19 protein-coding genes are annotated in these 19,610 nt (G+C 65.1%); 8 read left to right on the plus strand and 11 right to left on the minus strand.

What is annotated here, in order from left to right; genetic code table 11:
* Window positions 1-91: 91 nt before the first annotated feature.
* Window positions 92-1,090 (plus strand): LLM class flavin-dependent oxidoreductase, encoded by a 999-nt coding sequence (locus ACW7G2_RS10485; RefSeq protein ID WP_456975605.1) that lies wholly within the window; start codon window positions 92-94, stop codon window positions 1,088-1,090.
* Between the two features lie 320 nt (window positions 1,091-1,410).
* On the opposite strand, the gene ACW7G2_RS10490 is transcribed toward ACW7G2_RS10485, so the two are convergent.
* Window positions 1,411-2,319 (minus strand): LysR family transcriptional regulator, encoded by a 909-nt coding sequence (locus ACW7G2_RS10490; RefSeq protein ID WP_456975483.1) that lies wholly within the window; start codon window positions 2,317-2,319, stop codon window positions 1,411-1,413.
* Between the two features lie 115 nt (window positions 2,320-2,434).
* Between ACW7G2_RS10490 and ACW7G2_RS10495 the strand changes: the two genes are divergently transcribed.
* Window positions 2,435-3,538, plus strand: coding sequence for an alkene reductase (locus tag ACW7G2_RS10495; protein ID WP_456975485.1), 1,104 nt, complete (start codon window positions 2,435-2,437; stop codon window positions 3,536-3,538).
* A 72-nt stretch (window positions 3,539-3,610) separates the two neighbouring features.
* Here the strand turns inward: ACW7G2_RS10495 and ACW7G2_RS10500 are convergent, their stop codons facing one another.
* Window positions 3,611-3,838: a helix-turn-helix domain-containing protein gene (locus tag ACW7G2_RS10500; RefSeq protein ID WP_456975487.1), complete on the minus strand. Its 228-nt coding sequence runs from the start codon at window positions 3,836-3,838 to the stop codon at window positions 3,611-3,613.
* A 19-nt stretch (window positions 3,839-3,857) separates the two neighbouring features.
* Between ACW7G2_RS10500 and ACW7G2_RS10505 the strand changes: the two genes are divergently transcribed.
* A complete protein-coding gene (locus ACW7G2_RS10505; protein WP_456975489.1) occupies window positions 3,858-4,013 on the plus strand; it encodes a hypothetical protein in 156 nt (51 codons plus the stop codon).
* 61 nt (window positions 4,014-4,074) lie between these two features.
* A complete protein-coding gene (locus tag ACW7G2_RS10510) occupies window positions 4,075-8,652 on the plus strand; it encodes an AAA domain-containing protein (RefSeq protein ID WP_456975491.1) in 4,578 nt (1,525 codons plus the stop codon).
* Window positions 8,653-8,807: 155 nt separating this feature from the next.
* Here the strand turns inward: ACW7G2_RS10510 and ACW7G2_RS10515 are convergent, their stop codons facing one another.
* Window positions 8,808-9,266 carry a helix-turn-helix domain-containing protein gene (locus ACW7G2_RS10515; protein WP_456975493.1) on the minus strand — a complete coding sequence of 153 codons (459 nt, stop codon included), beginning with the start codon at window positions 9,264-9,266 and terminating at the stop codon, window positions 8,808-8,810.
* Between the two features lie 178 nt (window positions 9,267-9,444).
* Between ACW7G2_RS10515 and ACW7G2_RS10520 the strand changes: the two genes are divergently transcribed.
* On the plus strand, window positions 9,445-9,927 hold the full coding sequence (locus ACW7G2_RS10520) for a TlpA family protein disulfide reductase (protein WP_456975495.1): 483 nt from the start codon (window positions 9,445-9,447) through the stop codon (window positions 9,925-9,927).
* 161 nt (window positions 9,928-10,088) lie between these two features.
* Here the strand turns inward: ACW7G2_RS10520 and ACW7G2_RS10525 are convergent, their stop codons facing one another.
* The 3 genes from ACW7G2_RS10525 to ACW7G2_RS10535 form a co-directional block, all read right to left on the minus strand.
* The gene (locus ACW7G2_RS10525; RefSeq protein ID WP_456975497.1) at window positions 10,089-10,424 is read right to left on the minus strand and encodes a type II toxin-antitoxin system RelE/ParE family toxin; all 336 of its coding nucleotides are present in this window, start codon (window positions 10,422-10,424) and stop codon (window positions 10,089-10,091) included.
* Window position 10,425: 1 nt separating this feature from the next.
* A complete protein-coding gene (locus tag ACW7G2_RS10530) occupies window positions 10,426-10,698 on the minus strand; it encodes a type II toxin-antitoxin system Phd/YefM family antitoxin (RefSeq protein ID WP_456975499.1) in 273 nt (90 codons plus the stop codon).
* A 112-nt stretch (window positions 10,699-10,810) separates the two neighbouring features.
* The gene (locus tag ACW7G2_RS10535) at window positions 10,811-11,845 is read right to left on the minus strand and encodes a GlxA family transcriptional regulator (RefSeq protein WP_456975501.1); all 1,035 of its coding nucleotides are present in this window, start codon (window positions 11,843-11,845) and stop codon (window positions 10,811-10,813) included.
* A 123-nt stretch (window positions 11,846-11,968) separates the two neighbouring features.
* On the opposite strand from ACW7G2_RS10535, the gene ACW7G2_RS10540 reads away from it, so the two are divergent.
* The 3 genes from ACW7G2_RS10540 to ACW7G2_RS10550 are packed head-to-tail and all read left to right on the plus strand — an operon-like array spanning window position 11,969 to window position 13,559.
* Complete coding sequence (locus ACW7G2_RS10540) at window positions 11,969-12,865, plus strand: MBL fold metallo-hydrolase (protein ID WP_456975503.1); 897 nt, start codon at window positions 11,969-11,971, stop codon at window positions 12,863-12,865.
* 15 nt (window positions 12,866-12,880) lie between these two features.
* Window positions 12,881-13,426, plus strand: coding sequence for a cysteine hydrolase family protein (locus tag ACW7G2_RS10545; RefSeq protein WP_456975505.1), 546 nt, complete (start codon window positions 12,881-12,883; stop codon window positions 13,424-13,426).
* Between the two features lie 10 nt (window positions 13,427-13,436).
* The gene (locus tag ACW7G2_RS10550) at window positions 13,437-13,559 is read left to right on the plus strand and encodes a hypothetical protein (RefSeq protein WP_456975507.1); all 123 of its coding nucleotides are present in this window, start codon (window positions 13,437-13,439) and stop codon (window positions 13,557-13,559) included.
* A gap of 18 nt (window positions 13,560-13,577) precedes the next feature.
* Here ACW7G2_RS10550 and ACW7G2_RS10555 read toward each other — a convergent pair whose 3' ends face one another.
* The 5 genes from ACW7G2_RS10555 to ppc form a co-directional block, all read right to left on the minus strand.
* Window positions 13,578-14,048, minus strand: coding sequence for a TfuA-like protein (locus tag ACW7G2_RS10555; protein ID WP_456975509.1), 471 nt, complete (start codon window positions 14,046-14,048; stop codon window positions 13,578-13,580).
* Between the two features lie 167 nt (window positions 14,049-14,215).
* Window positions 14,216-14,857, minus strand: a complete 642-nt coding sequence (locus tag ACW7G2_RS10560) for an HD domain-containing protein (RefSeq protein ID WP_456975511.1) — start codon at window positions 14,855-14,857, stop codon at window positions 14,216-14,218.
* 99 nt (window positions 14,858-14,956) lie between these two features.
* Complete coding sequence (locus tag ACW7G2_RS10565) at window positions 14,957-15,940, minus strand: GlxA family transcriptional regulator (RefSeq protein WP_456975513.1); 984 nt, start codon at window positions 15,938-15,940, stop codon at window positions 14,957-14,959.
* Window positions 15,941-15,978: 38 nt separating this feature from the next.
* Window positions 15,979-16,608, minus strand: coding sequence for a glutathione S-transferase family protein (locus ACW7G2_RS10570; RefSeq protein ID WP_456975515.1), 630 nt, complete (start codon window positions 16,606-16,608; stop codon window positions 15,979-15,981).
* 206 nt (window positions 16,609-16,814) lie between these two features.
* On the minus strand, window positions 16,815-19,571 hold the full coding sequence (ppc, locus tag ACW7G2_RS10575) for a phosphoenolpyruvate carboxylase (RefSeq protein ID WP_456975517.1): 2,757 nt from the start codon (window positions 19,569-19,571) through the stop codon (window positions 16,815-16,817).
* Window positions 19,572-19,610: the final 39 nt, after the last annotated feature.

Below are 19,610 nucleotides of genomic sequence, written 5' to 3' on the forward strand. Positions count from 1 at the left end.
GTTAGCCGATGTCCTTCATGCGCCTTCATTACCCCCACTCATCCGCGCCAGGCGCAGCCGCCCCGGCGGTAGCCCGATGACTGGCCATATCATGCCGCGCCTGTCGATCCTCGAGCTCGGCCGCGTACGCGAGGGAGACGACCGCCGCACCGCGCTCGACGAGGCGCGTGAGCTCGCCCGCCAGGCAGAGGACTGGGGCTACCAGCGTTTCTGGATCGCCGAGCATCACAACATGCCGGCGATCACCACCGCGGCGACCTCGCTGGTGATCGCCCACGTGGCCGCCGGAACCCGAAAGATCCGGGTCGGCGCCGGCGGCGTGATGCTGCCCAACCACTCGCCCTACATCATCGCCGAGCAGTTCGGCACGCTGGCCACGCTGTTCCCCGGCCGCATCGACCTGGGCCTCGGCCGCGCGCCGGGCACCGACCAGATGACCCTGCGCGCGCTGCGCCGCCCGCCGGGCAACTCCGACAACTTCCCGCAGGACGTGCAGGAACTCCAGGCCTGGCTGGCGCCGGTGCAGCCGGGCCAGCGGATCGAAGCGGTGCCCGGCTCGGGCACCGAAGTTCCATTGTGGATCCTGGGTTCCAGCCTGTTCGGCGCCCAGCTCGCGGCCGAGCTCGGCCTGCCCTTCGGCTTCGCCTCGCACTTCGCGCCGCAGGCGCTGGACCAGGCGCTGGCCATCTACCGTGAGCGGTTCAAGCCCTCGGCGCAGCTCGACCGGCCCTATGCGCTGGTGGGCGTCAACATCGTGGCCGCGCCCACCGATGCCGAGGCCCGGCGCCTCGCCACCAGCCAGCAGATGGCGTTCACCGACATCTTCCGCGGCACGCGCGGCCTGACCCAGCCGCCCATCGACGACATCGAGGCCTACTGGACCCCGCAGGAAAAGGTCCAGGCCTCGCACATGCTGGCGCATAGCATCATCGGCAGCCCCGACACGGTGCGCGCAGGCATGCAGGCCCTGGTCGCGCGCACCGGCGCCGACGAACTGATGGTGGTCTCGGACATATTCGACTTCGAACTGAGGCTGCGCTCGTTCCAGATGACCGCTGAGATCGTGGGAGCGCACCCGACGTCAGCGTAAGGCTTCCGAACACCGCTCCCGCGTCAGCGCCGCCGCGAGAGCGGCTCGAGGATCGGGCCCCGCACCGAGTACACCTGATGGAGCCAACCCCGTATCGGTCCGCTGGGCGCATCGGAAACCCATGGCGCGGGCGGGCCGATCAGAGTGAAAGTGGCCACCTGCGGCGGCGTCACCAGCAGCCGTCACGATGCCGCCGTCGTCGATATACAAAGGAGCTAAAGGGGACGGACTGGGCGCAACATTACCGGTGATTGTCGGGGACGTAGCTGGCTAGCTGGATATCCGCTATCGACCCAAAGCGGCCCTTGAGGGGGGATTCGTCAATCGAACGTTCCTCGCGCCGCCAGCTTCGCCAACTCGTCCACCACGTGACGCACTTTCGGCCGTAGATGACGCGTCTGCGGCCAGAGTGCATGGATCTCAATGTGCTGCTGCGAGCAATCGTCAAGCACCAGCTGCAACGCGCCGGACTGCAGGTGCGGCCGGACCAGCGAGATCGGCATCTGGCAGATGCCGAGGCCGGCGACAGCGGCGTCGATGACAGCATCGCCATCGCTGAACTGGTGGGTGCCGACGGGTACGAAAGCATCGGCCGAGGCGTCGGTACCCATCCGCCATGCCATCGGTTGCCCATGCCGGAATCCGACGATGCTGCGGTGCGAATGCAGATCCTCCACCGATAGCGGGACGCCATGTGCCCGCACGTAGGCCGGCGAGGCGCACAGTACCAGCCGCTGGCTGCCCAGTCTGCGCGCGACCAGATTGCCTGCTTGTTCGAGCCCGCCGAAGCGGATGAGCAGGTCGATGCCCTCCTCGGCCGGATCGAGCAGGTGGTCGTTGAAGGTCACGGTGAACTGCAGGTCCGGATGCGCCGCGCCGATGCGCAACAGGATGGGCAGGATCACGTGGCGCCCGAACGAGGCTGGCATGTCGATGCGCAACCGCCCGACCGGGAGGTGCGACTTCGAGCCAAGGCTGGCCTCGGCGGCAGCGATCTCCTCCAGCGCGGCGGCGCACGACGCGTAGTAAGCCTCGCCGTCTGCGGTAAGCGAGATACGCCGCGTCGTGCGGTGGAACAGACGCACGCCAAGGCGGCCTTCCAGGCGGGAGATGGCCTTGCCTACTGCCGAGCGGGATACGCCCAGCGTCGCCGCAGCCTCCGTGAAAGTGCCTGCCCGGGCGGTCGTAACGAAGGTGATCAGGCCGTTCAAGGAGTCAAGCGGCATCATTCTTCGCGGCCTATTGGGGACAACATTTCCCCTTTATCGGGACATAAAGCGCCATTGCGGGCGTCAGTGTCAACCTCATATCGTTGTCATCGCCTGCACCGAGACAAACGACAACATGACATCTGCACTGTTCCAACCGTATGACTTGGCGGCGACGCCCTTGCGCAACCGCGTCGCCATGGCGCCGATGACCCGCGCCCGCGCTCCCGGCTGTATCGCCAATGCGCTAACCGCCCAGTACTACGCGCAGCGTGCCAGCGCTGGCCTGATCATCAGCGAGGGCACCCCGGTGTCGCCGGAAGGGCAGGGCTACATCGACGTGCCCGGCATGTGGTCAGCCGAGCAGGTGGCCGGTTGGAAGCTGGTGACGGAGGCCGTGCATGCCCGGCAAGGTGTGATCTTCGCCCAGCTCTGGCACGTGGGCCGCATGTCGCACACCTCGCTGCAGCCCGGCGGCGGTCAGCCGGTGAGCTCGAGCACACGTCGCGTGGCGAGTGATCCGAAGAGCATGGCATTCGTCTATCGCGAAGACGGTACGCGCGGTCAGGCCGAGCCAAGTCCGCCGCGCGCATTGACCACCGATGAGGTGCCGCGGATTGTCGACGACTTCGAACAGGCCGCGGCGAACGCGATCGCCGCCGGCTTCGACGGCATCGAAGTACACGCCGCCAACGGCTACCTGTTCGAACAGTTCCTCAATCCAGTGGTCAACGACCGTCGCGATGCTTACGGTGGCTCGTTGCCCAACCGGGCACGCCTGATCCTGGATACCGTGGATGCGATCGCACGTCGTATCGGTCCGAACAGGGTCGGTATCCGCTTGGCGCCGCACAACCGGCAGTTCGACATGCCCGAGTACGTAGAGAACGAGGCAAGCTACCTCTACCTGGCCGAAGAACTCGGCAAGCGCGACCTGGCCTACGCGCATCTCAACGACAACCACGCCCACGGCGTGTCAGTGCTGGACGAGGCGTTCCTGCGAAAATTCAAGAAGACGTACGGCGGTACCGTGATCCTCGCCGGGAGCATGATGCGCGATCGGGCCATCCGACTGGTCGGCGAAGGCACCATCGATTTGGCGGCATTCGGGCAGCCGTTCATCGCCAACCCCGACTTGGTTGAGCGCTTGCGGCGCGATGTGCCGCTCGCTTTGCCCGACCGCGAGACCTACTACGGTGGGGGTGCCACAGGCTATACGGATTACCCGGCCACCAGCTGATCGAGCGCTGTCGTATCGACGCTTGTAGCCAGTACAGCTGCTTCTGGCCGCTAGCGGACGTGATGCAGTGAACTATGTGCGCCCGACACCCTGTAACTCCAGCCGCCGGCTGCCGTCACCACAGAAGTTCCGTCGATAGGCGGAAGGCGGTGTCCCCAGTTGCGCAGCGAAGTGCTGCCGCAGCGACAGCGCGGTGCCGAAGCCGGCCTGGGTGGCGATCTGCTCGATCGGCAGGTCGGTGGTTTCAAGCAGCTGCTGTGCGCGCGCCAGCCGCTCCGCCAAAAACGGGGTCAGGTTCACTTTTTTGGGGGGGATGTAAGTGAACCTGACCCTGTTCTTCGGCACCGTGCCGCATTTTGTGGATCGTGAGCTGGTTCAGGCGTGGGCCGACTACCATCAGACGCATGCCGTTCTGCGCTTGGTGTCGCAACAGGAAAACTTGCGCCTGTCCAAGGAGCGGGTGGACTGGGTCTAATCGCCAAATACTTGGCGATACTTGGACCTGTCAGGACCCGGAGCGTAAGCTGGCATGAGACATGCTTGGCTCATTGAACGTGCAAGGAAGGGGAAAGCCGATGCCGGGTGCAAAAGATCTTCTGGTTGGGCTTCTCGACTACATCCAGGAACAAGCAAAAGTCGTTAAGCCCGGAGGGTTCCGGCTCTCAACGCACAAAGGTCTGCGGTATTTCCCGGCGGACCTGTCTTCGTTGCCCGGGCTCTCCTTCAATGTTGAGGCCCAAGGTGATCACATCTGGCTTCGGGTTGATCGACTCGAACCTCAGGACGCGCCAGTCGCGCCATCGGAAATTCATCCATTCGTTTCAGCGGCCGCCGATCCGCATGGACGACCGCCCGAGCTCAACGTCGCCGAAATAGAAGCGCACTTCGACCAAGATCCAGAAGCCGATCCGGAAGACTTCCGGCAAAGGGTTGACCGGGCGTTCGATGAATACTCCATTGACTGGGCGCGGTGGGCTGAGCGCGAAAAGCCCCGGCGACAGTCCATCGAGGTCTACGGCAACTTTTTCACGCTCAAACACCAAATCGAGGCAGAAGAAACCGCCAAGCCACAAGAGCTGGTATGGGGCGTGGGTGTCGCTTCGTGGCAAATCCCTTCCGGTGGGAGCACGTCAACCTTTGAGTATCCGCTGCTGACGCAAGCGGTCGAAATCAGCATTGATGATCTAACCATGGCCATCGAGCTTCGCCCGCGCGAGACCGATGTGCGATTGGAACTCGATGCATTTGTGCTTGCGCAAATCCCAGGGACCGCCGAAACCGAACTGGCCGCCAAGGCACAGCTCGCGCGACCGGGGGCCGGTGGTTTCTCGCCATTCGACGTTTCGTCATACAGTCCGGTGATGAGGCTGGTTGCGGGAAACCTCGATTCAAATGGCAGCTATCGAGAGGTGCTTTCCCAGGGCCAAGCGTGTCCCACACCCGGGGAAGATCTGGTCGTTACGGACGGCTGGGTGCTCCTGGCGCGTCCCAGGCAGAACAATTTTCTGCTGGAAGATTTGAAGCGGCTCAAAGAGAAGGTCGCCGCGGCGGAAACGATCCCGCTCGGGCCGCTAGCTTTGGTGACGCCGCCATCCAATGAGGTGATCGAACACATGTCGGGCGGTTTCCGTGGACTGTCCAGCGGTGGCCGAGGCGGCAGCGGGGGCGGTCCCATTCAGGAGCTTTACTTCCCGTTGCCGCACAACGACGAACAAGTCACCATCATCGAGCGGCTTGAACGTGCACCTGGTGTGACCGTCCAAGGTCCTCCTGGAACAGGAAAGACCCACACGATCGCCAACGTGATCTGCCATTACTTGGCAACCGGCCGGAGGGTATTGGTGACCTCCCGTGGTGAACCCGCGTTGGAGGTGTTGCAGGCCAAACTTCCCGATGAAGTCCGTCCACTGACCGTCGCCCTCCTGGCCACGGATCGAGAGGGTGTGCGGCAGTTCCAAGCTTCGATCGAAGCGATCCAGCACCAAGTTTCCCAGCTCAACGTGCAAGCCACGGAGCATGCGATCGCGGCGCTGCATACCGCCATAGATCGCATCCATCACGAGCTTGCCCAGCTCGATGCCCGAGTTGACGTGATCGCCATGGCGCAGCTTGGCCAGATCAACCTGGATGGCGAAAATTTGCGCGCACAAAAGGCTGCCGAGCTTCTGCTGCAAGGTGCGGATGAGCATGGGTGGTTCGATGATGAAATCACCATCGGCCCAGAGCATCAGCCACCATTGACGGAAGAAGAGGTGGCCAACCTTCGCCAATCCCGTCGGCAAGTCGGTGACGACCTCGCGTATCTCAGCACGAAACTTCCGCAGGCCGATCAGCTGCCCGACGCCCCGCACGTGGCAGAGCTGCACCGGACGATCACAAGCCTCAGACACCTCGATGAGGACATAGCGACTGCACCGAACCTTGCCCTGATCGGAAACACGCATGAGGTCCACGGGGCCGCGGCGACGCTTCTCAACACCGTTCAGCTGGCCCAAACGGATGTGTCTGCGCTGGAAAGTGGCGCGCCCGCGTGGGGACAGGCTGCCCGTGAGAAATGTCGTTCCTCTTCCCTTGTTGCCGAGCGCCATGCCTTCGAGGCAATGTTTGGTGACATCGACGATCTTGTCGCTGCGAGAGCGGATTTTCTCAAACGGCCCGTAGTCTTTCCGGTCGCTGGTTTCGCTTCGCCGAAAACACTGGCGGCGGTCAACCGAGCGGCTGATTCAGGGAAACCGTTCGGCGCCATTTCAATTGGTGCAGGTGAGGCGAAAGAGCACATCTCGGGCGTGCGCGTCTCAGGTCTCCCACCGCAGGACGCCGATGCTTGGAGGCACGTCCAGCGGCACGTGCACATGCGCGCCCAGCTTTCGTCATTTGTCGCACGGTGGAACACATTCGCCGAGACACTTTCTTTTCCGACGATGACTGAGGGTGAGAGCGACTTGCGGAAGGTGGAAAAGCAGGCGGTGCTTGCTCGAAACGCTCATCGCATCGGCACCATCCTCGACAAGCAGCTGATCAACCAATCAGCCAGCGTTTTCAGGACCGTGCCGACCGAGCAGTTGCATGGTGGCTCTGTGGGCCTGGCAGGGATTGAAAGTGCACTGCGCAAATTTCTGAGCCGCATAGCCATGGCGCGTGCGGCCGAAGGTCTCACTGCATTCCAAGAACAATTGGCAGGGACCGAAGGCGCCATTTCTCAACGTCTGGGCGATTTTGCGCGGCAAATGTTGGGCAAGCCGTTGTTTGAGGCGGAGCAAGTGACCGCGGAATATGTCCAGCTGATGGCTGAACTGCGGCGGGTGCACGCGCTGCAATCGCATTTACATGTCATCCAGGACAGCGCACAACGCCTGCGCGATGCCGGTGCTGTGCGGTGGGCGGACAGGATTGTGAGCGTGCCGACGAAAAACTCTGGCGACGACGAAACGGTTCCTGCGCGTTGGCGCAAAAGCTGGACGTGGGCCCGAGTTCGCGGTCATCTGGAAGCCATCGAGGGCAGGGAAGAACTGAGAGCGCTTGCCGAAAAGCGAAGCAACCTTGGCGTTGGGCTGCAAAAGCATTATTGCGAGCTGGTGGGTAAGGCTGCATGGCTCAGAGCCAAGCGAAATGCGACCCCCCAAATTCTTTCCGCACTCAATGGCTATGCCACGGCGATCCGCCGGATCGGGCAGGGCACGGGGCCCAATGCCACGCGCTACCGTCGCGATGCGCGTGATGCCATGACGGACGCGGCCGGAGCCGTGCCTTGCTGGATCATGAGCCACGCACGCATCTCTGAGTCGATGCCTGCGGAAATCGGTGAATTCGACCTGGTGATCGTCGACGAGGCAAGCCAGTCTGATTTGTGGGCACTCCCTGCGATCCTGCGCGGCAAAAAGATCCTGGTTGTAGGCGATGACAAACAGGTTTCGCCAGACGGGGGCTTCATCAACTCCGAGCACATCACCTCGCTGCGCGCGCGGTTTCTGGGGCAGCAGCCCTACGGGGCTGACATGACGCCCGAAAAGTCGCTCTATGATCTTGCCGCCCGTGTTTTCGCGGGGCACCAGGTCATGTTGCGCGAGCACTTCCGGTGTGTCGCGCCGATCATCGCCTACTCGAACCACACCTTCTACAAAGACTCGATTCAACCGCTGCGTATCCCACTGGCGTCGGAAAGGCTCGATCCGCCTCTGATTGATGTGTATGTCCCATCGGGCCTGCGGGACCGCAAGGATCAAAACCACCACGAGGCGCTGGCCATCGCTGATGAGATCGAAACGATCCTTGCAGATCCGGCTATGGTGGGTCGGACGTTGGGAGTTGTTTCTCTGCTTGGCCTGGAACAGGCAAGACACATTGATGAAGTCGTGCGAGAACGGTGTCCGGCAGGGGAGCTGATACGGCGCAAGTTCGAGTGCGGTGACGCACGGACATTCCAGGGAAGCGAGCGAGACATCATGTTTCTGTCCGTTGTGGCCGATCGCGAACGGCACCACGCGCTGTCCGGCACGGGCTATGAGCAGCGTTTCAACGTCGCGGCAAGCCGTGCGCGCGATCGAATGTATCTGGTGCGCTCGGTTCAGCTGTCCGACTTGTCAGAGGTAGACCTCCGCAAGACCCTGCTCAACCACTTCGATAAGCCCATGCTTCAAGGGCAATCCTCCAGCGAAGACCTCCTTGCCTTGTGTGAATCAGGATTTGAGAAGCAGGTGTATCTCAAACTGGTGGACAAGGGCTATCGCGTCATTCCTCAGGTCAAGGTCGGTGCCTATCGCATCGACATGGTGGTGGAAGGGGCTGAGGACCGGCGGTTGGCTATCGAACTCGACGGTGACGAATTTCATGGGCCTGATCGTTGGCCTCATGACATGAACCGGCAGCGGATTTTGGAACGCGCAGGCTGGTCATTTTGGCGTTGCTTCGCTTCGACGTGGTCGCTGCACACCGAAGAAGTGTTCGATGAACTCTTGTCGAAGTTGACCTCCATGCGCATTGAACCCATCGGCGCGCTCGCCCAGATTCCTCTGCTGGTTGAACGTCGGGTGTGGGAGCAGCCGATGGAATTGGCGCCCGAAGATGAGGAGGCCGATGCCATTGAGCCTGCAATGGATGACATCCTCCATGTCTGACCTGTCCTCACGAGAGCGTCGAAAGCTCCACGAAAATGAAGTCAGGTTCACTTATCGGTATCGCGAACAAAGGGGCCAGAGGAAATGTCGGTTTGAAACGGATATTTACTCTGGCCCCTTATGTTGGACTTCCAATGGCGATGGGTCGACGTGAACTATGTGCGTCCGACAACCCAGGACTCCAGGGGCCGGCTGCCGTCGCCGCAGAAGTTCCGTCGATAGACGGTAGGCGGTGTCCCCAGTTGCGCGGCGAAGTGCTGCCGCAGCGACAGCGCGGTGCCGAAGCCGGCCTCGGTGGCGATCTGCTCGATCGGCAGGTCGGTGGTTTCAAGCAACTGCTGAGCGCGCGCCAACCGCTCCGACGCCAGCCATTTCACGACCGTGGTGCCGGTCGCCTCGCGGAAGCGGCGGGTGAAGGTGCGGCGGCTCATGCGGGCGGCGTCAGCCAATGCGTCCACCGACAGCGATTCGGCCAGGCGCTCGCGCGCCCAGTCCAGTACGCCCGGCAAGCGGTTCTCGCTCGGCAGCTCGGGCACCGGTTGCTCGGTGTATTGCGCCTGCCCGCCCTGACGGTGCGGCGGCGTCACCAGCAGCCGCGCGATGCGGTTGGCCACCTCGGCGCCGCCGCCGCGACGTCCGCTGATACCTGCCCGCGTAGGGCGGAACCCACGAAGTGGATGACCAGCTCCGCTGTTGAATACCCGCCACATGTCTGTCCGCCGCCAACATTGCGCCTACCCACGCACAGTCCTACGCTTGCTTCCACCTCTCTTCCCAGGCATGGATGACGCAATGGCCCTGCAATCAGCCCCTGCTTGGTCAATCTCGCGATGGTTGAATGCCGACGACAGTTTGACCCTGGCGTCGCTGCGCGGGCGCGTGGTGTTCCTGCATGCGTTCCAGATGTTGTGTCCCGGCTGCGTACAACATGCGGTGCCGCAGAGTCTGAAGGTCGCGGCGGCATTCACCAACACCGACCTTGCGATCATCGGCTTGCACACGGTGTTCGAGCACCACCATGCGATGGGGCCGGAAGCGCTTGCCGTGTACCTGCACGAGAACCGGATCACTTACCCGGTCGCCGTGGACGCCTACCGCGATGGCGATCCGGAACGATATCCGCAACCGCTCACCATGCAGGCTTACGCCATGCAAGGTACGCCCACGCTGTGCCTCATCGATCGTCGTGGCAACCTGCGCCGGCAACTGTTTGGGTTACTCGATGACCTACGCCTGGGCGCGGAAATCGCGACGCTGCTGGCCGAACCAGCGTAAGCCTGTAGAGCGGACCCGCAGGAACGGGGTCAGGTTCACTTATCGGCTGAGGTGGCTTCGCGGGGACGATGCGCGGGCCGGGTGTAGGCGTGCAGCCACGCGCCCGTGCCCAGGAGTGCTTCGCGAATTGGCTGGTTGTCACAGCCCCGCGATTCGTGGCATCAACCGGCTTTCGTCTCCAGAATGCGCCGCAGCAGCACCGCGCGCAGGTCGCGGCGCACGTCGCAGATCACGTGCACATAGGCCACGTCGCCGCGCAGTTCATAGATGATGCGGTTCATGCCCGACAGCACCTGCCGGTACTGGACCAGATTCAGGGCCAGCAGCTCCTCCGGCAGTTTGCCTGCCTGCGGCTGCGAAGCGATGCGCGCAAGCGCGCGTGTGATTTCCTGCTTGCTGTCGCGCCAGCGGGATGCGCCAAAGCGGCGGAGCAGGTAACGGCGCAATTCGTGCAGGTCCGCTTCCGCGCCCTGCAGGATGACCACTTGCACGGTCATGTCATGCGTCGTTGTCGTTGTCGAGGCTGGCCAGCACCGCGTCGGCGGGCTTGTAGTGTCCATCCTCGATCTGGCGGTTGCCCAGCGCCAGCAGTTTGAGCAGGGCCATGGTCTGTTCCTGCTGTTCCCAGGAGTCCACATCCATCACCACCAGCCGGGCTTCGCCGTTCTGGGTGATCAACAGCGGTTCGCGGGTCTGCTCCAGCGTGGTGACGATTTCGGCCGCGTGGTTCTTCAGGTAGCTGATCGGCTTGATCTGGGTGGCGTATTTCATGGCGGCCTTCGTGCGATGTGTCGAGGGAACAATTTGGCCAGAATTATTCCCTTCACGCAATGCGGGTGTCGGATTCCAGGCGATGCCCTGACAAGCGAGTCATGCGTGGCGATCAACCGTCATCCCGATGATGCGTGCTACGGGTATCTGTGGTGGACCGACCGGCAACCGGGGACTCCAGCTGCCGGCTGCCGTCGCCGCAGAAGTTCCGTCGATAGGCGGAAGGCGGTGTCCCCAGCTGCGCAGCGAAGTGCTGGCGCAGCGACAGCGCCGTGCCGAAGCCTGCCTCGGTGGCGATCTGCTCGATCGGCAGGTCGGTGGTTTCAAGCAGCTGCTGCGCGCGCGCCAGCCGTTCCGACGCCAGCCACTTCACGACCGTGGTCCCGGTCGCCTCGCGGAAGCGGCGGGTGAAGGTGCGGCGACTCATGTGGGCGGCGTCGGCCAGTGCGTCCACCGACAGCGGTTCGGCCAGACGCTCGCGCGCCCAGTCCAGCACGCCCGGCAGGCGGTTCTCGCTGGGCAGCCCGGGCACCGGCTGCTCGATGTATTGCGCCTGCCCGCCCTGACGGTGCGGCGGCGTCACCAACAGCCGCGCGATGCGGTTGGCCACCTCGGCGCCGTGACGCACGCGTAGGAGGTTGAGGCAGCAGTCGATCGCGGCGACGGTTCCGGCGGACGTGACGATGCTGCCGTCGTCGATGTACAGCACGTCCGGGCGGAAATCGGCGGTAGGAAAGCGGCGGGCGAATACGTCGCGCGCGGCCCAGTGCGTGGTGGCGCGGCGGCCGTCGAGCAGGCCCGCATCGCCCAGCACGAACGCGCCCAGGCATAGCCCGACCACCTGTGCGCCGCGCGCATGCGCCGCCTGCAACGCCTGCGTGAGCTCGGCGGGCGCGGGCGTCTCCGGATGATCCCACGCCGGCACGATGACGATATCGGCCCGCCGCATTGCGTCCAGTCCGTCCGGCACGTCGATCTGCAGCCCCTGCATCGTGCGCACGGGGCCGGGTGTGGGCGCGCAATAGCGCACCTCATAGGGCGGCAGGCCCGGTGGCGCGGGCTGGACGCCGAACACCTGGCCGGGAACGGACAGGTGGAACAGGTTGATGCCATCGAACGCCAGCACGGCGACGCGAACGGGCTGCATGGAGGCCTCCGGCGGGTGCGAAAAGAATGGCCCGATTGTATCGGTAACTGTCATTTGGGCCAATGGTGCCGAGCACACCATCTCCGGACAATGGCCGTCATTCCACTCGACCCAGAGACTCCCATGACCCATCGAACCTTGCTGCGCGGCGCTGCCGTCGCGACTCTGGCCCTTGCGCTCGCCGCCTGCGGCGCCACCAGCCCCGCCGCCACCCCGGACGCCAACACCGAAGACGCGGGCGCGGTCGTTTTCCAGCAGATCCGCAACGCGACGATCAAGCTGGACTACGCCGGCACCACGTTCCTGATCGACCCGATGCTCGCGGCGAAGGACGCCTACCCCGGCTTCGAGGGCACCTACAACAGCGAGGTGCGCTACCCACTGGTCGAGCTGCCGATGCCGATGTCCGAGGTGATGGACGCCGACGCCATCATCGTCACCCATACCCACGCCGATCACTGGGATGACGAGGCCAAGCGCAGCCTGCCCAGGAATCTTCCACTGTTTGTCCAGAACGAGGCCGATGCCGAAAGCATCCGCCAGGATGGCTTCACCGACGTGCGCGTGTTGACCCGCGACACCGTCTTCAACGGGACGCAGCTGAGCATCACCGGTGGACAGCATGGCGATGACCAGACCATGGCGGTTGCCGGAGAAGCTCTCGGGCAAGTGATGGGCGTCGTCTTCCAGCGCTCGGGCCACGAGACGGTGTACCTGGCCGGAGACACCATCTGGAACGCGCAGGTCGAAGAGTCGATCCAGCAGTACCAGCCGGACGTGATCGTCCTCAACACCGGCTATGCGCGAATGCTGGGGTGGGATGGCTCCATCATCATGGGCAAGGACGATCTCTACCGGGCCTACCAGGCAGCGCCACAGGCCAAGGTGATCGGCAGCCACATGGAAGCCGTCAATCACGCCATGCAGACGCGCCAGGACCTGCACGACCACATCGAGGCAACGGGCATGGATCCCGAGCGCGTGCTGGTTCCCGCGGACGGCGAGTCCTACACCTTCTAAGAAAGAGGAAATCCCATGAGCAAGCGCGCAATCGTCGTCGTCGATCTTCAAAACGAATACCTGCCCACCGGCAAGGTGCCGCTGGTCGGCATCGAACCCGCCCTCGCCAACGCCGCCCGCCTCATCGCCGCGGCTCGCGCCAAGGGCGAACTGATCATCCATGCCCGGCATGAATTCGCCGCGCCCGACGCGCCGATCTTCGTGCCGGAAAGCGATGGGGTGCAGATTATCCCCGCCGTGGCGCCCGTCGAAGGTGAGCCTGTCGTCGTCAAGAACTACCCCAACTCGTTCCGCGACACCGGCCTGAAACAGATGCTGGACGAACAGGGCGTCGAGGAGCTGGTGGTGATCGGTGCGATGAGCCACATGTGCGTGGAAGCGACCTCCCGCGCCGCCGCCGACTTCGGTTACCCCGTCACCGTGGTGCACGATGCCTGCGCCACGATGGATCTCGAATTCGGCGGAACGGCGGTACCCGCGGCGCACGTGCATGCCGCCGCAATGGCCGCGCTGGCGTTCGGCTATGCCGCGATCACCACCACGGACGCCTATCTGGCTTGAGGAATCCATCATGCGCAAGGTCTTCATCATCGGCGGCTCGGGCAAGGTCGCCCGCCGCCTCGGCATCATCATCGAGCTGACCGAAGGCGACACGCCGGTTGCAGAGTCCGTGGCGCGCCTGGCACGGGCCTGAGTCGCAGGCTTTCCTCGGCTACCTGAGTTGCCGAAGCAGGCAGAGCGCGTCCTCACGCTTGGCGTCCATCAGGCGGATCGCAGGCGGCAGGCGGAAACCCGCGCCGGCAACAGCGGCCTCGATGTTCTCCCAGGTCCGCGCATCCAGCGCAATGGCACGGAGCACGTGGACGAGCGCAGCAAGTTCTCCGGTCCCCAATCCGCTCGACCAAAAGCCGGCCACCACGTTGATCAGCGGCACCGTGAGCGGCCTGAACTCCAACCCGTCGCGCACAAACAGTGCCTGGACCAGATCCTCCCGGTCGCCACCCAGCGTGCGCAGTATCTGGAACACCTGCCCTGCACCTTTCATACCCAGGGGCTCCAGCCGCGCCGCCAACACCGCGCCCATGCTCGCGGTCCCGTGGAGGTCGAGGCCGCGAGCGAGCGCCCGGGCGGCTTCTTCGGGGTCCAGCCGCAGGTCAGGATCAAGCATGCCGTCGACGATCACGACCTGCGCCGGTGCAGCGATGGCATCCAGGTCGCCGCGGACGATGGGCGCGCGGTACTCCGCATCCAGGACAGCGCGCGCTTCCGGTCCGGTGATGCTCAGGCCCAGGAATACGATCGGCCTCCCGCGCTCCCTCGTGGCGCGGGATCGCTGCTCAATTCGGCTGATCAGTTCGGCCAGGCGGAGCCGAGGATGATGGAACAGAAGTCGGTCCGCCGGTATCCCGGCACCTTCAGCGCCAGCACGTCCGCCTTCACGTTGCCGAATGCGGTTTCCGGCTTCTTCCTGATGCCATCGGCGAAGTGGTCGATGATGCCTTCCTTGAAGTTCGCCTCGCGGGGATGACAGGCACAGACCTCGTGGCGATGCTCCGGGCTGAACTCGTCGTAGGCGATGCCGAGCACGTCCATCTCGACGCCAGCGGTCACCAAGGCCACGGTCGGCCGCATGTGCGCGGGGATGCCGGGCGTCGTATGCAGTGCGATGGCCGTCCAGACATCCTCGACGTCGCGCTCGGGCACGTCATAGCCGTTCATGAAGTCGCGCGCCGCGTTGGCGCCGTCGACCTCGAAGCGCAAGTCGGCGCTCGAGTACCGTTCCGTCAGGCCCATGTCGTGGAACATGGCACCCAGGTAAAGCAGTTCCGGATCGTATTCGAGGCCGCGCCGGTTGCCGGAAAGCGCCCCCCAGAAGAACACGCGCCGGCTGTGGTTGTAGAGCAGGTCGTCTTCGGTGTCGCGCACAAGCTGCGTGGCGGCGCGCACCAGCGGGCTGTCGGGCACCCGGATGCCTGCGATGGTCTCGGTCATGGAAATCCACTCCAGAAAAATACTGCCCTCAAGTGTCGGCAGTTGCCCGCCTGACCACAATCGAACGCTTGCGCCGGATCGTGACAATACAGCGCGATTTCATGACACCGGAGATGTTTCCTGGTGCCGGAACCGGGCGCGGTATTGCGCGGGAGTCACGCCAAGGCGTTCCCTGAAGACAATCCGCATGCGGTCCGCGGTTCCGAAACCGCAGTCGTATGCCACGGTCTTCAATGGCAGGTCGCTGCTTTCCAGGACCTTGCGGGCCGCGTCGATCCGTGCCCGCAGGACGAACTCGTGCGGGGTGATTCCGGTTTCCTGGACGAAGTGGCGGATCAGGTTGCGCGGACTCATGTCTGCCACGCCGGCAAGCGACTTGAGCGCGTGCCGCTGGGCGGGATGCGCCGCGACGTGTTGCTGGACGAGCGCCACCGGCGACGTGGGATCGACGGGAGGCGTGAGATAGGGGCTGAACTGGGATTGGCCGCCCTGGCGCTGCGCCACCACGACGAGCCGCTTGGCGACGGCCACGGCCACCTCCGGCCCATGACGCTGACCGACCAGCGCCAAGCCAAGGTCGATCCCGGCCGTGACGCCGGCAGACGTGATGAGTCGGCCATCTCGGACATGGATCGAATCGGCTTCGACTTTCGCTTCGGGGAACATGCGTGCCAGCTGGGCGGCACTCTGCCAGTGGGTCGTGACCCTCCGGCCATCGAGCAGGCCGGCATGGCCGAGCACGAACGCGCCCGTGCAGATCGACCCGTAGGTCGTCGACCTGCGCGGCGCTTCCCTCACCCACTCCAGCAGTTCGGCATCGGGCGCCGTGTCCGGCAGCTCCGGCCCGCCTGCCACCAGGATGATGTCGAAGTCGCGTCGCGCCTCCTCGAACGTCATGTCGGCCACCACCAGCATGCCGCCGGATGTCCGCAGCGGCTTGCGATCCGCTGCCACCAGGACCGTCCTGTAATGATCCCCGGCCGGAACATGACCGTTTGCCTCGGCAAATACGTCGACCGGCCCGGCGACGTCCAGCGCCTGCACATGCTCGTGTATTGCAATCGCGATCGTAAGTATCGCCACGTGGCCTCCGCTGCCAGCGTCGGATAGTCGGTGCAGCCCTACTTCGCCGGCATCAACGCATCGTCCAGCGCCCTTGCCCGCTTGTAGGCTTCGCGCCCGCGCAGGCGTTCGACCCAGGCGGTGAACGCCGGGCGTTCGGGAATCGTCTTGAAGGCCAGCCCGAAATCGACCTGGCTGCCCACGTACACGTCGGCGGCGGTGAACTGTTCGCCCAGCAGCCACGGCGAAGCGGATGCCGCCGCCTGCTCCAGGGTGTCGATGGTCTGCTCGAAACTGCCATAGCCGACAAAGGCGGCCTTCTCCGGCGGCGGTAGTTGTCCCAGCGACTTGGCCGAGACTGCGGCCTCCACCGGCCCGGCGGCAAAGAACATCCAGCGCAGGTACGTTCCGCGCAGTGGATCATCGACGGCCGGCGCCAGTCCGGCCTGCGGAAATTCGTCGGCCAGATAAGTGCAGATCGCCGCGGCCTCGGTCACCACCATGCCGCGGTGCTGGATGGCCGGCACCTTGCCCATCGGGTTGATGGCCAGGTACTCGGGCGACTTCATGCTGGTGCCATATTCCTGCACCTGGGTGCGGTACTCCACGCCGAGCTCTTCGAGCAGCCAGCGCACGATGCGACCGCGCGACATGGGGTTGGTGTGGAAGATGATTCCGCTGTCGCTCATGGCCAAGCCTCACAGGGTCGCAAACCGCAGAGTCTACGCCCGCCTCCCAACCCGTAGGAGCGCGCCATGCGCGCGAAACCGCGTGACATGTGTCCGTGCCGCGGGGCGTCGGACCCACGTTGCAACCGAAGCCACCAGCGAGGGCGGGATTCACGCGGCTTCGCGCGCATGGCGCGCTCCTACGCGAAACCGCAGCGGGGGTTGGTTCAACCGGTGTTCTGGACCCCCGCGGCAATGCCGTTGACGGTGGCGAACAGCGCGCGCTGCAGCTCATCCTCCTGACTCCCGCCCTCACGCCAGCGCCGCAGCAGCTCCACCTGCAGCAGGCTGATCGGGTCGACATAAGGATTGCGCAAGCGGATCGACAGTCGCAGCCGATAGTCGTTGGACAGCAGTTCGTCGGCGCCCTTGATCGCCAGGATCGCATCGCGGGTGCGCTTGAACTCCGCCGCGATCCCCGGGAAAAACACCTCGTGCGCACCCCCTGCCAGGCGCGAATAGCGTTCGAAGATGTCCATGTCGGACTTGGCCAGCAGCATCTCCACGTCATCCAGCATGGCGGCGAAGAACGGCCAATCACGCGCCATCTCCGCCATGGCCTCCAGCCCATGCCGGTCGATGCCGGCCTGCAGCGCATGACCCACGCCGTACCAGCCGGTCAGGCCCGAACGGTTCTGCGACCAGGCGAACACCCAGGGAATGGCCCGCAGGTTCTCCACCCCGCCATCGCGGCGCCGCGACGGGCGCGAGCCGATCTGCAGCCGCTCGATCACATCCACCGGCGTGGCGGCGCGGAAGTAGGCGTTGAAACCCGGATCCTCATGCACCAGCGCGCGGTAGCAGGTGCGCGAATCGGCGGAGAGTGCATCCGCGATCCCGCGCCAGCCGCGTGCGCGCTGATCGGCCTGGCGCGGGCGCAGGCTGGCCTGCAGCACCGCACCGGTCATCTGCTCCAGGTTGCGCAGCGCCAGCGCGCGGATGCCGTACTTGCGGTGGATCACCTCGCCCTGCTCGGTCACCCGCAGGCGCCCGTCCACCGTGCCGCGCGGCGCGGCGATGATCGCGCGCCCGGTCTTGCCGCCGCCGCGACTGACCGAGCCGCCGCGGCCATGGAAGAACACCAGCCGCACGCCGGCCTCCTTCGCCAGCCGCATCAGGTCCACCTGCGCGCGCTGCAGCGCCCAGCGCGAGGCCAGCAGGCCACTGTCCTTTGCGCTGTCTGAATACCCCAGCATCACGATCTGGCGGTCGCCGCGGGCCTGCAGGTGGCGGCGATACACCGGGTCGTCGAACAACGAGCGCATCACCCCCGCGGCGGCATCCAGGTCATCCACGGTCTCGAACAGCGGAGCGACATCCAGCGGCACCTCGCCCTCGCCGTCGCCTTCCACGCAGCCGGCGATGCGCGCCAGCGCCAGCACCGCCAGCGCATCGGCGGCGCTGCGGCTCATGCTGACGATATAGGGGCCGAACGCATCGACGCCGTAACGTACCCGCGCCGACTTCAGCGTGCGGAATACGGCCAGCGATGATGCCGCCTCCTCCGCATCGGGCACGCGCGGCGTCGGGTTTTCAATCAGCGCGTGCAGCCGCTCGAGCCGCTCCGGAAGCGGCCGCTCGCCCCATCCATCGTCGCCCTCCAGCGCCCCGAGCGCGGCATCGTGGACCGCCGAATCCTGGCGCAGGTCCAGCGCCGCCATGTGGAAGCCGAAGCTGCGGACCCGGCGCAGCAGCCGCCGCAGCGCCCGCCCGCCGGCCTGCCCGCCCCGATTGCCGGCCAGGCTGGCGTCGATCAGCTCAAGGTCGGCGAGGAACCCGGCTACACCTTCGTAGGGCAGACCTTCGTGGGGCAGACCCTCACAGGAGTGATCGCTGTCGGGCCTCAACCGGGCCGACATCAGTTCCAGCAGCTGCCGGTACGGCATGTCCTCCTGCCGCGCCCGCAGGCCTGCCGCGACGCCCGGCATGGCGTCACGATAATCGTCCAGCCGCGCCTCGACTTCGGCACTGATGCCGGCGCGGCCGCGGGTCTGGGTCAGCACCAGGGCCAGCGCGGCCAGTTCCTGGCGGTACTGCGCCAGCACCTGCGCCCGCTGCGCGGTGAGCGCGGCCTCGATGGTGTCCGCGCCCACGTTCGGGTTGCCATCCATGTCGCCACCGACCCAGGTGCCGAAGCGGAGCACGTTGGGCAGGTCGATGCGCTCGCCCCAGGCCGCCTCCACCGCATCGGCAAACACCTGGTAGAACGCCGGCAGCACCCGGAACAGCACGCCCAGGTAGTGGCCGATATGGTCCACCTCGTCGGTCACCGTGGGCCGGCGCGGCGGCGCCTCGGAGGTCTGCCAGGTGGTGGCCAGCGCCTGGCGGATGCGCGAGTCGTCGCTCAGCCGCTCTTCGGGCGTGCGGGTGCGGTCGATGTCGGCCACCAGGCGCTCAACGATCACCTCTTCCTTGGCCAACAGCGCGCGGCGTACCGCCTCGGTGGGGTGGGCGGTGAACACCGGCTCGACCCACATCCGCGGCAGCAGCGTCTGCAGCTCATCCAGGCTCACGCCATCGGCATGCAGCGCGGCCAGTACCGCCTCCAATCCGCCGGGTTGGGGGCCATCGTCACTGCGCTGATGCTCGCGACGGCGACGGATGCGATGGACCCGTTCGGCCAGGTTGATGGCGCCGAACCAGGCGGAAAACGCGCGTACCAGCGCATCGGCATTGGCGGGCGACACCTGCGCCAGCTCCGAAGCCAGCGCATCCACCGGCTCGTCGTTCTCGCGCCGGGCGATGGCGGCGCGGCGCACCGCCTCGACCTGGTCAAGCAATGCCGGCGAGACCTGTTCGGCCAGCATCTCGCCCACCATCGTGCCCAGGCGGCGCACATCGTCGCGCAGCAGGACATCGGTTTCGGCAAAGTGCACGCTGCGAAGCGAGGGGGTGTCGTCGGGGGAAGCGGGCGTATTGTCCATGCGTGGAAGGCTACACCGCCCAGCATGACGCCCCCCCGT

The sequence above is a fragment of the Luteimonas sp. A277 genome, assembly GCF_054052045.1.